We start from the raw sequence: 13,628 nt of genomic DNA on the forward strand, positions 1-13,628 counted from the left end.
GAAACCACGCGGGCGGCGGACGGCCCCTCCGGCCTCATCCCGCGCGGCAGAGCTGCCGTAGCGCCGGCTACCCGCCCTTCGCCGCCGCCTTCAGCCGGTACAGCGCCTCCAACGCCTCCCGCGGTGTCATCTCGTCGGGATCGATCCCGGCCAGCGCCGTCTTCACCGCCTCGGCCACTGGGTCCGCCTTCGCGGCGTGACCTGCCGGCACCGCCGCAGGCGCCCGGTTGATGGCGGCGAACAGTGGCAGATCGTCGAGAATGCGCTGCGCCGGGGCCGCACGGTCGGCATTCTCCAATTCGGTCAGCACCGCCCGCGCCCGCGCCACCACGGCCGGCGGCAGGCCGGCGAGCTTGGCGACCTGGATGCCATAGGAGCGGTCCGCCGCACCGGGCACCACCTCGTGCAGGAAGATCACCTCACCCTCCCACTCCTTCACCTTCACCGTCGCGTTGACGAGGCGGGGCAGGCGTTGGGACAGCGCGGTCAGTTCGTGGAAATGCGTGGCGAACAGGCCGCGGCAGCGATTGACCTCATGCAGGTTCTCAAGGCTCGCCCAGGCGATGGACAGGCCGTCAAAGGTCGCCGTGCCGCGGCCAATCTCGTCGAGGATGACCAGCGAGCGCTCGGTCGCCTGGTTGAGGATGGCGGCGGTCTCCACCATCTCGACCATGAAGGTCGAGCGCCCGCGCGCCAGATCGTCCGCCGCGCCGACGCGCGAGAACAGCCGGTCGACCACGCCGATGTGCGCCAGCTTCGCCGGCACGAAGGCGCCCGCCTGCGCCAATATGGCGATCAGCGCGTTCTGCCGGAGGAAAGTGGACTTACCCGCCATGTTCGGGCCGGTGACGAGCCAGATGCGGCCGGAATGGGCGCCCTCGGGCGGGGATAATTCGCAATCATTGGCGACGAACGGCCCGCCGTCCCGGCGCAGCGCCTGCTCCACCACCGGATGGCGCCCGCCCTCGATGCGGAAATCCAGCCCGCCATCGACCTCGGGCCGCACATGGCCCTCATCCACCGCGAGGCGGGCGAGGCCGGCGGTGACGTCGATCACCGCCAGCGCTTCGGCGCAGGCGCGGATCGCCTCGGCCTGCGCCAACACCGCGACCACCAGCTCGTCGAAGATGCGCTGCTCCAGGGCGAGCGCGCGCTCGCCGGCGCTGGCGATCTTCGCTTCGAGCTCGGCGAGTTCCGTCGAGGTGAAGCGCATCGCCCCGGCCATGGTCTGGCGGTGGACGAAAATGACGTCGAAAGGCGGCTCGCGCAGCTTGTCGGCGTTCTGCTGGCTGACCTCGACGAAATAGCCCAGCACCGCGTTGTGCCGGATCTTCAGCGCACGGACGCCGGTTTCCTCGACATAGCGCCGTTCCAGCGCCGCCACCACGCGCCGGCTTTCGTCGCGCATGGCGCGGGTGGCGTCGAGCTCGTCGGCATAGCCCGCCCGCACAAAGCCGCCGTCGCGGCGGTTGAGCGGCAGTTCGTCACCGAGTGCGGCCTGAAGCGTCGCCGCCAGTGCCGGATCGACGCTACCCAGCACGCGCGCGGCCTGCGTCAGTTCGGCCGGGGCCGGGGAGGCGGCGATCAGCCGGGCGATCTCCAGCCCCTCGCCGAGGCCGCGGCCGATGGCGGCGAGGTCGCGCGGACCCGAGCGCCCCAGTGCGACGCGCGAGAGCGCGCGGGCAAGGTCCGGCGCCCCGGCGAGCCGCTCGCGCAAGGCGGCGCGCAGGCCGGTCTCATCGACCAGGTGTTCGACCGCGTCGAGCCGCGCGGCGATGCGGGAAGGATCGGTCAGCGGCTCGGCGAGACGGCGGGACAGGAGGCGCGCGCCGGCCGAGGTGACGGTGCGGTCCACCGAGGCGCACAGGCTGCCGGCCCGGTCGCCCGTGGTGGTGCGAAGGATCTCGAGGTTGGCCCGCGTCGCCGGGTCGATCACCATCGCCTCGGTGGAAGCCTCGCGCTGCGGCCGGCTCAAAGGCGGACGGGCGCCCAGCTGGGTGCGTTCGACATAGGCGACGATGGCGGCGGCCGCCGTGAGCTCCGCGCGGGAGAAGCTGCCGAACGAATCCAGCGTCGCCACCTGGAAGAAGCCGGCGATGCGGCGCTCGGCGCCCGCCCCGTCGAAGCTCTCCTTGGGCAGCGGCGTCACCGCTGGCAGCGCGCGCCACAGCGCCTTGAACGCCGGCTCGTCATAAACCGCGTCCGCCACCAGCAGCTCGGCCGGCTCGATGCGGGCGAGATCGGCGGGCAGACGCAGCGCATCGGTCTCGGCGACGCGGAACGAACCGGTGGAGATGTCGGCGAAGGCGAGGGCGTAGACATAACCGTCCTCGCCTTCCCCGCTCCGTACCCGCGCGACCGCCGCCAGTACGTTCTCGCGCCGGGCGTCGAGCAGGGCGTCCTCGGTCAGCGTGCCGGGCGTGACGAGGCGCACCACGTCGCGCTTCACCACGCTCTTGGGGCCGCGCTTCTTGGCTTCCGAGGGGTCCTCGGTCTGCTCGCACACCGAGACGCGATGGCCGGCGGCGATCAGCTTATGCAGATATTCCTCGGCGCGCTCCACTGGCACGCCGCACATCGGGATGTCCTCGCCCTGATGCTTGCCGCGCTTGGTCAGCACGATGCCGAGCGTGCGCGAGGCGAGCTCGGCGTCCTCGAAGAACAGTTCGTAGAAATCGCCCATCCGGTAGAACAGCAGGCTGCCGGGATTGGCGGTCTTGATCTCGATGAACTGCGCCATCATCGGCGTGACGCGCTCAGTGTCGCCGCCCGCCCGCACGGTGGCGGGCGCGCTCGTCGCCTCGTCGGGTTCAGCTTTCTTCACGGGAGCATCCATGGCGAAGACGCTGGCAGAGGGAAGGGGCGCCTATCAAGCTTCGCGGTCGGTTATCCCCTCTAAAGCTCGATGCCGCGCAGCGCTTCGGGGTCCATCAGCCCCATCAGCCGGCTGGCGGCGGTGCGGGCGAGGCGCAGGGTGAGTGCCTTGCGGGTCGCGCCCGGCATCGGATGGTGCGGCGCCTCGCGGATCATTCCGGCTCCGAACTGATCAGCTACAAGCACGCCGGCATCCTCGGGCAGGATGTCCAGCGGGAAATCCGCGCCGACGGCGAAGAACAGCCGGTCGCAATGCAGCCGGTAGTCGGTCCATTTGCGGTCGGTGCGGAAATCGATGACCGAGGACTTGATCTCGATCACCCACACCTCGCCGCGCGCATCGATCGCGGCGATGTCGGCGCGCCGGCCGGAGGCCAGCGAGAATTCCGCCACACCCATCAGCCCACGCGCCGCGAGATAGCGCAGCGCGCCGCGCTGGATGGCGCGGGCGGTCTCGGACTGGCGTCCGTCGAGGGGCATGACGAGAGCGGCCGGGGGCATGGACGTACTCTATCCGTTCTCATCCGGCGACGGAAGTGCCGCGTGCCGCCGCCGGCACGAGGCGGGCCTTATCGCGCGGTCGCGACTCGTCTATAGGCAGAAGACCTGCCGCATTCGACGCCATGGTCTCCCCATGCCCGCGCCACCCCCCGCGCCCCTTGCCACAGATCAACCCCTCAGCCCGCCGCCCGGGCTGGTACAGCTTTTCCTAGGATTCCTGTCGGTCGCGGTTGTGGCGTTCGGTGGCGTGCTGCCCATCGCCCGCCGTGCGCTGGTCGAGCGGTATCGCTGGATCAGCGCGGACGAGTTCACCGAGCTGATGGGGCTGGCGCAGTTCCTGCCGGGGCCGAACATCGTCAACCTCGCCGTCGTGGTGGGCGGCCGCTTCCAGGGCCCGCTGGGCTCAGTGGCGGCGTTTCTCGGCCTCACTCTGGTGCCGGCCGGCGTCGTTGTGACGGCGAGCACCGTCTTCACCCGCTACGCCGACATCACTGCCGTGTCGGACATGCTGGCCGGGCTCGCCGCCGCCGCCGCAGGCATGGTCATCGCCATGGCCGCGCGCATGGCTGAGCCGCTGTGGCGGCGGCCACGCCCGCACACCATCTTCATTGCCCTCGCCGCCTTCGCCGCCATGGCGCTGCTGCGCATGCCGATGCTGCTGGTCATGGCGACTCTGGTGCCGCTCGCGCTGGCGCTCTCCTGGTGGGCGCACCGGCGATGAGGGACGACAGCCCGATCACCCCGCTGATCCTGCACTTCCTGCTGCTCTCGCTGCTGGCCATTGGCGGCGCGAATGCGGTGCTGCCGGAGATGCACCGCCAGGTCGTCGACATCGAGGGGTGGATGACCGACGCGCAGTTCGCGCAGACCTACGCGATCGCGCAGTCCGCGCCCGGCCCCAACATGCTGGTGGTGACGCTGATCGGCTGGCATGTCGCCGGCTTCTGGGGGGCGCTGGCGGCGACGCTGGCCATGTGCGGGCCAACCTGCATCCTGGCCTATGTGATCGGAGGCATCTGGCATCGCTTCCGCGAGGCGCGCTGGCGCCGCATCGTGCAGGGCGCGCTCATTCCCCTCGCCGTCGGCCTCATCGCCGCCTCGGGCGTCGTGCTGGCCATGGGCGCGGCGCGCTCGCCGTCCACGGCCCTGCTCACGGCGGCAACGGCGGCGGTCCTGTACGCGACCCGCATCAGCCCGCTCTGGATGATGGCGCTGGGCGCGGTCCTCGGCGCGCTCGGCCTAGTCTGACAGCGGCGCGGTCTCTATGGCAGTGGCATCTTCGCCGCGCGAGAACGCGGGAAGCTGCGCGCCCGCCAGCGGCGTCCCGGCCGGCGGGGGACGGTTGCCGGCATCGAGCCGGGCCACCACCGCGAAGGCGCAGGCGAGCGCCGCCACCCCGAACGCCACCGAGCCGAGCGCCTGCCCGGCGATCACGCCCTCCGCACCGTACCAGCGTCCGCCCAACCAGACGAAGGGGATGGTGCCGAGCGTCGCCCGGCCCCAGTTGAACACGGTGGAGAAGATCGGCGCGCCGAGATTGTTGAAGGCGGCATTGGCGACGAACAGCGCGCCGAAGAAGATGTAGCTTCCCGCCGCGTAGAGACAGAAGAACTCGACCAGCGCCTCGCCCTCCGGGGAAAGCCCGAACGCGCTCGCCAGTCCGTGGCGCGCCAGCGCCAGTGCGAGCCACACCAGCGTGACATAGCCAAGCGTGAGCACGAGACTATCGCGGATCGCCTGCCGCACGCGGTCATAGCGCAGGGCGCCGACATTCTGCCCGACCACCGGGCCGATGGCGCCGGTGAGCGCGAAGATCGGCCCGAAGGCGACGGGGATCAGTCGCCCGATCACCGCCCACGCCGCCACCGCCGCGTCGCCATGTACCGCCAGCGCATGGGTGATGTAGGCATTGCCGACCGGGGTGGCGATATTGGTGAGGATTGCCGGCACGGCGATCGCCGAGATCGGGCCGACATCACGCAGGAAGCCGGTCACGCTCGGCATCTCCGCCAGCCGATGCACGCGCACCACGGCGTAGAGCCCGTACGCCGCCATCACCATGCGGGCCAGCACCGAGGCGATGGCCGCGCCCTCGACGCCGAGGCCGAGCGCGAGGATCAGCAGCGGGTCGAGCACGGCGGTGGCGAGCCCACCCGACAGCGTCACCCACATGGAGCGGCGCGCATCACCGACCCCGCGCAGCGTGCCCGAGGTCGCCATGCCGATGCCGAGCAACGGTGTCGAGGGCAGCACGATGAGGAGGAAGTCCCTCGCCAGATCCAGCGTGCGCCCGCTCGCCCCGAGCAGCGCCAGGAGCGGCGTGATGAACGGCAGCATGAGGCCGGACAGCAGAGCGGTGAGCAGCGTCATATAGACCAGCGAGGAAGTGGAGAGCCGCCGCCCTTCTTCCGCCCGGCCGCTGCCCACGGCGCGCGAGACCACGGCGGAGCCGGCGATCATGACGCCGATCCCAACCGAGGTTACGAAGAACATCACCGTCCCGGCATAGCCGATGGCGGCGGCCAGCTCCTCCTCGCCGAGCAGCGAAATGTAGAACAGGTTGAGCAGGTCGACGACGAACACCGCGACGAGGCCGATCGAGCCGGTGGCGGTCATCACCGCGACATGGCGCATCGTCGAGCCCTCAACGAAACGGGCTCTGATCGGGCGGGGGGCAGTGGCGGGAGACTGGTCGGCGGCGCTCATGGGCGGGAGTTATGCCACGCCACAACACTGTCCAGATAGGCGGGTTGGCGCAACACTGCATTTGCGCAACGGCCCGCACCACGCGAAGCGTGATTGAGAAACTTCATGGAAATCGGCTAGAAGGGCTCGCCTTCAACCTCGCCGCCAGACGGATCCGCCATGAGCGCCGAACCAATCGACGACCACGCCAAGGCCCGCGTCCTCGTTCAGGCGCTGCCGCACATGCAGCGCTATGACGACGCCATCATCGTGGTGAAATATGGCGGCCACGCCATGGGCGACGAGCAGGTGGCGCGCGATTTCGCCCAAGACATCGTCCTGCTCGAACAGTCCGGCGTGAACCCGGTGGTGGTGCATGGCGGCGGGCCGCAGATCGGCGCCATGCTGGCCAAGCTCGGCATCAAGTCGGAATTCGCCGCCGGCCTGCGCATCACCGACAAGGCCACTGTCGAGATCGTCGAGATGGTGCTCGCCGGCTCGATCAACAAATCCCTCGTCGGCTTCATCAACGAAGCGGGCGGCAAGGCGCTCGGCCTCTCGGGCAAGGACGGCAACATGGTCGTCGCCTCGAAGGTCACGCGCTCGGTGCGCGACCCGGATTCGAACATCGAGCAGGTGATCGACCTCGGCTTCGTCGGCGAGCCCGAGACGGTCGACACCACCGTGCTCGACCAGATCCTCGGCCGCGAGCTGATCCCGGTGCTGGCCCCGGTCGCCACCGGCAAGGATGGCGGCACCTTCAACGTCAACGCCGACACCTTCGCCGGCGCCATCGCCGGGGCGCTGGGCGCCAAGCGGCTGCTGCTGCTGACCGATGTGCCGGGCGTGCTCGACCGCAACAAGGAGCTCATCAAGGAGCTCACCATCTCCCAGGCCCGCGCACTGATCGCCGACGGCACCATCTCGGGCGGCATGATCCCGAAGGTGGAAACCTGCATCTATGCGCTGGAGCAGGGCGTCGAGGGGGTCGTCATCCTCGACGGCAAGGTGCCGCATTCGGTGCTGCTGGAGCTCCTGACCGACCACGGCGCCGGCACGCTGATCACGCGCTGAGACCATGCCTCTGGCCCCCTCTCCCCAGTGGGGAGAGGGTGGGGGTGAGGCGGAAGACCGATCGGTGACTGTTCACCGGCCGGCACCTCACCCGGCGCTGCGCGCCGATCTCTTCCCGGCGGGGGGGGAGGTTGAGAAGCGTCCAGGCTCGGAACCGCTTGCGAGCAATTCCCGCCTCGCCTCGCCGCCCGCTCTTCGCTATGGATGGGCGCATGCCGACCTCATCGCGCGCCGCCGCCGACTTTTCCCATGTCGACACCTGGGTGTTCGACCTCGACAACACGCTCTACCCGCCGGGGCTCGATCTCTGGCGGCAGATCGACGAGAAGATGCGGGCCTACATCGCCGATTTTCTCAGCCTCTCGCTGGACGAGGCCTTCGCACTGCAGAAGGGCTATTACCGCAAATACGGCACCTCGCTGCGCGGGCTGATGATCGAGCACGCCATGGACCCGGACGATTTCCTCGCCCATGTGCACGACATAGATCTCGCCTCGCTCGACCCTGCGCCGGAACTCGGCGAAGCGCTCGGTGCGCTGCCCGGCCGCAAGCTGGTCTACACCAACGGCTCGCGCCGCCATGCCGAGCAGATCCTCGCCAAGCTCGGCATCTCCGGCCATTTCGCCGATGTGCACGACATCGTCGCCGCCGAGTTCCATCCCAAGCCGCACGAGACCGCCTATAAGGGCTTCCTCAAGCGCTTCGACGTCGACCCGCTACGCGCCGCCATGTTCGAGGATCTCGCGCGCAATCTGGAAGTGCCGGCGGAGCTCGGCATGCGCACCGTGCTGGTGGTGCCGCCGGGCCTCGTCGTCCCGCCCTCCGACCGCGAGGCGTGGGAGCATGAGGGCCAGGACGCCGACCATATCGACGTGGTGACGGATGACCTCACCGCCTTCCTCAATTCGCTGCGGGCGGCCTGACCTCATTCAGCCGTTGACAGAACCCGCAGGCGACCGGACAAGACGCGCCGAACATCAGGAGCCTGCCAGAGCATGTCGAGCGAACTTCAGAGCACCATCGAGGCGGCCTTCGAGAACCGGGCCGAGGTGAATTTCGAGACCGGCGGCACCGTGCGCCACGCGGTGAACGAAGCGCTCGCCTTGCTCGATGCCGGCAAGGCGCGCGTCGCCGAGCCCGGCACGGATGGAACCTGGACCGTCAACCAGTGGCTCAAAAAGGCGGTACTGCTCTCCTTCCGCCTCAACGACATGACCACCATTCCCGGCGCCCCCGGCGGCGCCCATTGGTGGGACAAGGTGCCCTCCAAGTTCGAGGGCTGGGGCGAGGCTGAATTCCGCGCTGCCGGCTTCCGCGCCGTGCCCGGCGCCATCGTGCGCCGCTCGGCCTTCATCGCGCCGAACGTCGTGCTGATGCCGTCCTTCGTCAATCTCGGCGCACGCGTCGATTCCGGCACCATGGTCGACACCTGGGCCACCGTCGGCTCCTGCGCGCAGATCGGCAAGAACGTGCACCTATCGGGCGGCGTCGGCATTGGCGGCGTGCTGGAGCCCTTGCAGGCCGGCCCGGTCATCATCGAGGATGACTGCTTCATCGGCGCGCGCTCGGAAGTCGTGGAAGGCGTCATCGTCCGCAGGGGCGCGGTGCTCTCCATGGGCGTGTTCATCTCCGCCACCACCAAGATCGTCGATCGCGCCACCGGCGAGGTCTTCGTCGGCGAGGTGCCGGCCTATTCGGTGGTGGTGCCCGGCGCGCTGCCCGGCAAGCCGCTGCCCAACGGCCAGCCTGGCCCGTCTCTGTATTGTGCGGTGATCGTGAAGCGGGTCGATGAACAGACCCGCTCGAAGACCTCGATCAACGATCTGCTCAGGGACTGATCCCGAGGGAAGCTGCCATGACGTCGCCGAAAGCCGACCCGGTCGATATCCTGCGCAGCCTGATCCGCTGCCCCTCGGTGACGCCCGAGGAAGGCGGCGCGCTGGCCTATCTCGACGCCCTGCTCGGCGCCGCCGGCTTCACCACCCACCGGGTGAAGCTGACCAGCCCCGACACGCCGGACATCGAGAACCTCTATGCCCGCTTCGGCGACAAGGGTCCCAATCTCTGCTTCGCCGGCCACACCGACGTGGTGCCGCCCGGCGACGCGGCGCAGTGGCGCTTTCCACCCTTCGAGGGCGCCATCCATGGCGGGCTGATCTATGGCCGCGGCGCGGTCGACATGAAAGGCGGCGTGGCCGCCTTCATCGCCGCCGGGCTCGACTTCGCCCGTGCCCATGGCAACGACCCCGGTCATCCCGAGCTTCCCGGCTCCATCTCCTTCCTCCTTACCGGCGACGAGGAAGGCCCGGCGATCAACGGCACCGAGAAGCTGCTGCGCTGGCTCGCCGACCGCGACGAGCGCCTCGAGCATTGCGTGCTGGGCGAGCCTTCCTCGCGCGCCGTGCTCGGCGACATGGTGAAGATCGGCCGGCGCGGCTCGCTCTCCTGCACGCTCACCGTGCACGGCAAACAGGGCCATGTCGGCTACCCGCACCTCGCGGAGAACCCCATTCCCGGCATGGTGAGGCTGCTGGCCGCGCTCAATGCCGAGCCGCTCGACCGCGGCAACGCGCATTTCCAGGCCTCGAATCTGGAAGTGGTCTCGGTCGACACCGGCAACCCCGCGTTCAATGTCATCCCGGCGCAGGCGCGGGCGCGCTTCAATATCCGTTTCAATGATTTATGGACCCCGGCGACGCTGCAAGCCGAGATCGAGCGCCGGCTGAGGGCGGGGGCCGGCAACGAGGTGCGCTGGAGTACCGAATTCGAGTCCCGCTCCTCCGACAGCTTCCTCACCGCGCCGGGCGCCTTCGTCGACCTCGTGGTCGCCTCGATCGAGCAGTCCACCGGGCACCGGCCGGAATTGTCCACCACCGGCGGCACCTCCGATGCCCGCTTCATCAAGGATTATTGCCCGGTGGTCGAGTTCGGCCTTGTCGGCACCACCATGCATGCGGTGGACGAATCGACGCCGGTCGACGAGGTGCAGGCGCTCACCCGCGTCTATGCCGGCATCATCACCCGCTACTTCGCCGAATTCGGCCGCTGAAGCCTCACTTGCTCCGCAGCGCCGGCTGTAGCGCGCCGGGATTGCCCCCGCCGGAAGAAGACTGGCCATAGCTGTCCACCTGCAAGTCACCGCTGATCTTCAGGCAGGTCGACGAACCGGCCAGCCGGGTGAAGCCGGCGCCATAGCTGGCGCAGACCGGGTCGGGCTTGGCTTCGCCGTCATTGGCAGGCGGCGGAGCGGGCGTGGCCTTGCTTGCGCTGCCGGCGAGCGCGGGCGACGACAAAGCGAGGGTCAGCACAACCGCCGCCCTCGCAACCGAACTGGCTGCGTTCATCGTCTCCACTCCGGTCCACGCGGGGCGATCCCCATCGCCGGCGCGGAATTTCTGCCGCGATTGCGGCCCAATGCAGGCGGCGTTCGGCTAGCATCGCCGCGATTCGTCATTGCCGGAGCACAGTACATGACCAGCCCGGTCGAGCGCCCCATCCTCGCCACCAGCGCCGCCGTCTTTCAAGACGGGCGCGTGCTGCTGGCCAAGCGCGGCGCGCCGCCCGCCCACGGACTGTGGACCCTGCCGGGCGGACGCGTCGAGCCGGGCGAGACGCTGGCGCAGGCCGCCGCGCGCGAGGTGCTGGAGGAGGTCGCCGTCACCTGCGAGATCGTCGGCGTTGCCGGCGCGGTCGATGTGATCCGGCACGACGCGGCCGGCGCGATCACGGCGCATTTCGTGGTCGTCGCTCATGCCGCGCGCTGGCGGGCCGGCGAGCCGACCACCGGGCCGGAGGCCGCCGCGGTCGGCTGGTTCGATCCCGACGCGCTGCCGGAAGAGACCACACCGGGTCTTGCCGGCATCATCGCCGCAGCCAGACTCCTCATCCTCGCCGCCGATGATCCGGCGCCGACCATCTGACCGGCACTTGACGCCCGCGCGCGTCGGGGCCATCCCATCGCCATGAAGACAACCGCGCCCCTCGCTCTGCTGCTGCTCGGCCTCGTCTGGCTCGGCATGCCTGCACCCGCTGCCGCGCAGGCGACGGAAGGCGCGCCGCCGCCCTATGAAGCGGACCTGATGCGGCTCTCGGAAATCCTCGGCGCGCTGCACTATATCCGCCCGCTCTGCGGCGCGGCGGAAGCCACGCGCTGGCGCGACGAGATGGGCGCGCTGCTGGAGGCCGAATCCCCCTCCGACGCGCGGCGCGGGCGGCTGGTGGCGGCGTTCAATCGCGGCTATGAAAGCTACGCGCAGGTCTATCGCAGCTGCACACCCTCGGCGGAACTGGCCAGCCAGCGCTATCTGGAGACCGGCGCCAAGCTCTCCCGCGACATTGCGGCGCGCTACGGCAGCAACTGAACCGCGTAGGATGCGCTGCAATACCAGCGTGTGTCACATTTTTGCCACGCCATATTAACCGTCCTTCAATTCTCAGGCGGAACGGCCGAGAGGCCGTGCTAAGGTCGAATCAGGCGCGGCACTCGCACGCGGAGGAACAAGATTGTCCCAGCTTCCGGAAACGCAAGACATCGACGGCAAGGCCGACCAGGCGCGCGAAGACGAGCGCCATGCCGCGCTCGCCTATCTCGATGAGGCGTGGAACGAGGCGGTCTATGACGGTCTCGACGAAGACTGCCTTGCCCAAGCGGCGCTGTTCACCGCCATCCGCTCGATGGTCGCCACCTATGGCGAGGAAGCCGCCGCAGGCTTTGCCGAGCGCCTCGCCGGCCGCATCCGCGCGGGCGAATACACTGTCCCGGAGAACCGGCAGTAAGGTTCAGGCTTCGGGTTCCAGCACGAAGATGTCGAGCCCGTCGACGTCAGCTTCGATCCGGGTCCAGCCAAGCTTGAGATAATAGGGCGCGTTCGCCGCGCTCGCGCAGAGATACACCCGTTCGTGCCCTGCCGCGAACGCCGCCTTCGCGGCGTGGGCGACCAGTGTCGCCCCAATCCCCTGCCCCCTCTCTCCCGCCTCCACCCAGAGCGCCGCGACCCACGGCGTCAGCTCCGGCCTCGCCTCCACGTCACTAGCGATCAATGCCGCCGTGCCGAGAAAGGCTCCGTCGCGATGGGCGACAAAGCTGGAGGGAACGCGCGCCACCGCCGGCCCAAGGCTCTCGTCGAGGCGCGCACGTAGCGCGGCAAGCGGCACGCCATTCGGCTTCCACCAAGCACGCCATACGCGATCGGCGGCGGTCGCCGCGAAGCCGGGCATCTCGCGCAGATCGGAGATGAGGCAGGTCGCCTTCACGGCTGCTCCTTACGGTAGGTAGACCACCGGCGAAACGACGAAAGCGCGGCGACCTGCGTCACCGCGCTTTTTCGTATTCTGGATGCGGCGGGCCTCGATGAGGCCGCGCGAGGCGAAGGCCTCAGCGCGCGCCCATGACCGGCTTCGGCTTGGAAGGCAGCAGACCCTCGCGCTGGGCGCGCTTGCGGGCCAGCTTGCGGGCGCGACGGACGGCCTCAGCCTCCTCGCGGGCGCGCTTCTCGGAAGGCTTCTCGTAATGGCCGCGCAGCTTCATCTCGCGGAAAATGCCTTCGCGCTGCATCTTCTTCTTCAGGGCCTTCAGCGCCTGATCGACATTATTGTCCCGAACGAGAACCTGCACGTGTAACCCTCTTCGTGCTTCGCTTTCGCGCCTGCGTTGAATTTCATCAGACCGCTGCGGGCGCCGCGCGCAAGGCGGAGGCGACGGGCACGGCGATCAAGGTGTGCGCACATAGCAGAACGCTCCCGGCTTGTCCACTGGCTGTCGCCGAACTTGCCGGGAGCGCCGTCGAAATCCGGCATCCCGCTAACCGATTCCACCGACTCGGCTTTTGCGCCCCGGCCGGCGGCCGGGACTCAGGCGCCGTGGATGGCGATTACCTCGGCGACCGCCGCCTTGAGGCGGAAGGCCAGCGCCGCCTGGTACTCCGGCGAGCGATAGGCGGCGAGGGCGGTCTCGTAATCCTTGAAGGCGAGCAGCACGTTGCGCGAGCGCGCGGTGCCGTGCACCGCCTCGTGGCGGCCGCCACGCACCACGAACCAGCCCTGCGCCTTCTCGACGGCGATGGCGTCGGCGGCGATGTAGGACTTGTAGGTCTCGAGGTCGTGCACGTCGATGCGCATGATCCAGTAAGCCGTGCCGGGACCCTCGGACGGACCGGAGATCACCTTGGCCGCCGGCTGGTCGCCCTCATAGCCCTCGATGATCAGGTGCTCGCCCTCGGACGATGCGACGCGGTGCTTGTAGGCGGCCTGATAGACCGGGGAATGGAAGCAGGCGAGCGCGGTGTCGTAATCCCTAAACTCGACCACGACATTGCGCGAGCGCGAGGTGCCCTCCAGCGTCTCGAAGGCACCGCCGCGCACCAGGAAGCGCCCGCCATGGGCGGCGATCGCCTCCTCGGCGCCCGGCAGATAGGGCTTGTAGCCCTCAGTGTCGTGCACATCGAGCCGGCTGATCCAGTAGCCCTTGGCCATTGTTCTTAGCTCCTTGCTGGGAA

General features: G+C 69.1%; 16 protein-coding genes. 9 read left to right on the forward strand and 7 right to left on the reverse strand.

Annotation, left to right across the window (positions count from 1 at the left end; genetic code table 11):
- Positions 1-67: 67 nt before the first annotated feature.
- The gene (mutS, locus tag ACO2RV_RS05035) at positions 68-2,836 is read right to left on the reverse strand and encodes a DNA mismatch repair protein MutS (RefSeq protein WP_423290456.1); all 2,769 of its coding nucleotides are present in this window, start codon (positions 2,834-2,836) and stop codon (positions 68-70) included.
- Between the two features lie 59 nt (positions 2,837-2,895).
- Positions 2,896-3,375, reverse strand: coding sequence for an MmcB family DNA repair protein (locus tag ACO2RV_RS05040; protein ID WP_423290458.1), 480 nt, complete (start codon positions 3,373-3,375; stop codon positions 2,896-2,898).
- 133 nt (positions 3,376-3,508) lie between these two features.
- Between ACO2RV_RS05040 and ACO2RV_RS05045 the strand changes: the two genes are divergently transcribed.
- Together ACO2RV_RS05045 and ACO2RV_RS05050 are read left to right on the forward strand one after the other, a co-directional pair.
- Positions 3,509-4,096, forward strand: a complete 588-nt coding sequence (locus ACO2RV_RS05045) for a chromate transporter (RefSeq protein ID WP_423290460.1) — start codon at positions 3,509-3,511, stop codon at positions 4,094-4,096.
- Positions 4,093-4,623, forward strand: a complete 531-nt coding sequence (locus ACO2RV_RS05050; RefSeq protein ID WP_423290462.1) for a chromate transporter — start codon at positions 4,093-4,095, stop codon at positions 4,621-4,623. Before ACO2RV_RS05045 ends, ACO2RV_RS05050 begins: the two co-directional genes overlap by 4 nt.
- Here the strand turns inward: ACO2RV_RS05050 and ACO2RV_RS05055 are convergent.
- Positions 4,615-6,081, reverse strand: a complete 1,467-nt coding sequence (locus tag ACO2RV_RS05055; protein WP_423290464.1) for an MATE family efflux transporter — start codon at positions 6,079-6,081, stop codon at positions 4,615-4,617. The genes ACO2RV_RS05050 and ACO2RV_RS05055 overlap by 9 nt on opposite strands.
- 159 nt (positions 6,082-6,240) lie before the next feature.
- Between ACO2RV_RS05055 and argB the strand changes: the two genes are divergently transcribed.
- The 4 genes from argB (at position 6,241) to dapE (ending at position 10,183) form a co-directional block, all read left to right on the forward strand.
- Complete coding sequence (gene argB / locus ACO2RV_RS05060) at positions 6,241-7,134, forward strand: acetylglutamate kinase (protein ID WP_423290466.1); 894 nt, start codon at positions 6,241-6,243, stop codon at positions 7,132-7,134.
- Positions 7,135-7,346: 212 nt separating this feature from the next.
- Positions 7,347-8,057 carry a pyrimidine 5'-nucleotidase gene (locus ACO2RV_RS05065; protein WP_423290468.1) on the forward strand — a complete coding sequence of 237 codons (711 nt, stop codon included), beginning with the start codon at positions 7,347-7,349 and terminating at the stop codon, positions 8,055-8,057.
- A gap of 72 nt (positions 8,058-8,129) precedes the next feature.
- Positions 8,130-8,972: a 2,3,4,5-tetrahydropyridine-2,6-dicarboxylate N-succinyltransferase gene (gene dapD, locus ACO2RV_RS05070; RefSeq protein ID WP_423290470.1), complete on the forward strand. Its 843-nt coding sequence runs from the start codon at positions 8,130-8,132 to the stop codon at positions 8,970-8,972.
- Between the two features lie 17 nt (positions 8,973-8,989).
- Complete coding sequence (dapE, locus tag ACO2RV_RS05075) at positions 8,990-10,183, forward strand: succinyl-diaminopimelate desuccinylase (protein WP_423290472.1); 1,194 nt, start codon at positions 8,990-8,992, stop codon at positions 10,181-10,183.
- Between the two features lie 4 nt (positions 10,184-10,187).
- Here dapE and ACO2RV_RS05080 read toward each other — a convergent pair whose 3' ends face one another.
- On the reverse strand, positions 10,188-10,478 hold the full coding sequence (locus ACO2RV_RS05080; RefSeq protein ID WP_423290474.1) for a hypothetical protein: 291 nt from the start codon (positions 10,476-10,478) through the stop codon (positions 10,188-10,190).
- Positions 10,479-10,604: 126 nt separating this feature from the next.
- Between ACO2RV_RS05080 and ACO2RV_RS05085 the strand changes: the two genes are divergently transcribed.
- The 3 genes from ACO2RV_RS05085 (at position 10,605) to ACO2RV_RS05095 (ending at position 11,910) form a co-directional block, all read left to right on the forward strand.
- Positions 10,605-11,054, forward strand: a complete 450-nt coding sequence (locus tag ACO2RV_RS05085; protein WP_423290476.1) for an NUDIX hydrolase — start codon at positions 10,605-10,607, stop codon at positions 11,052-11,054.
- Positions 11,055-11,096: 42 nt separating this feature from the next.
- Positions 11,097-11,495 (forward strand): TIGR02301 family protein, encoded by a 399-nt coding sequence (locus ACO2RV_RS05090; RefSeq protein ID WP_423290478.1) that lies wholly within the window; start codon positions 11,097-11,099, stop codon positions 11,493-11,495.
- 142 nt (positions 11,496-11,637) lie between these two features.
- Positions 11,638-11,910: a hypothetical protein gene (locus tag ACO2RV_RS05095; RefSeq protein WP_423290480.1), complete on the forward strand. Its 273-nt coding sequence runs from the start codon at positions 11,638-11,640 to the stop codon at positions 11,908-11,910.
- Between the two features lie 3 nt (positions 11,911-11,913).
- On the opposite strand, the gene ACO2RV_RS05100 is transcribed toward ACO2RV_RS05095, so the two are convergent.
- The 3 genes from ACO2RV_RS05100 to ACO2RV_RS05110 form a co-directional block, all read right to left on the reverse strand.
- Positions 11,914-12,387, reverse strand: a complete 474-nt coding sequence (locus ACO2RV_RS05100) for a GNAT family N-acetyltransferase (protein ID WP_423290482.1) — start codon at positions 12,385-12,387, stop codon at positions 11,914-11,916.
- Positions 12,388-12,508: 121 nt separating this feature from the next.
- Complete coding sequence (rpsU, locus tag ACO2RV_RS05105; protein WP_423290484.1) at positions 12,509-12,748, reverse strand: 30S ribosomal protein S21; 240 nt, start codon at positions 12,746-12,748, stop codon at positions 12,509-12,511.
- 236 nt (positions 12,749-12,984) lie between these two features.
- Positions 12,985-13,605, reverse strand: a complete 621-nt coding sequence (locus ACO2RV_RS05110) for a DUF1330 domain-containing protein (RefSeq protein ID WP_423290486.1) — start codon at positions 13,603-13,605, stop codon at positions 12,985-12,987.
- Positions 13,606-13,628: the final 23 nt, after the last annotated feature.

The sequence above is a fragment of the Ancylobacter sp. VNQ12 genome, from assembly GCF_049445835.1.
Taxonomy (GTDB): Bacteria; Pseudomonadota; Alphaproteobacteria; order Rhizobiales; family Xanthobacteraceae; genus Ancylobacter.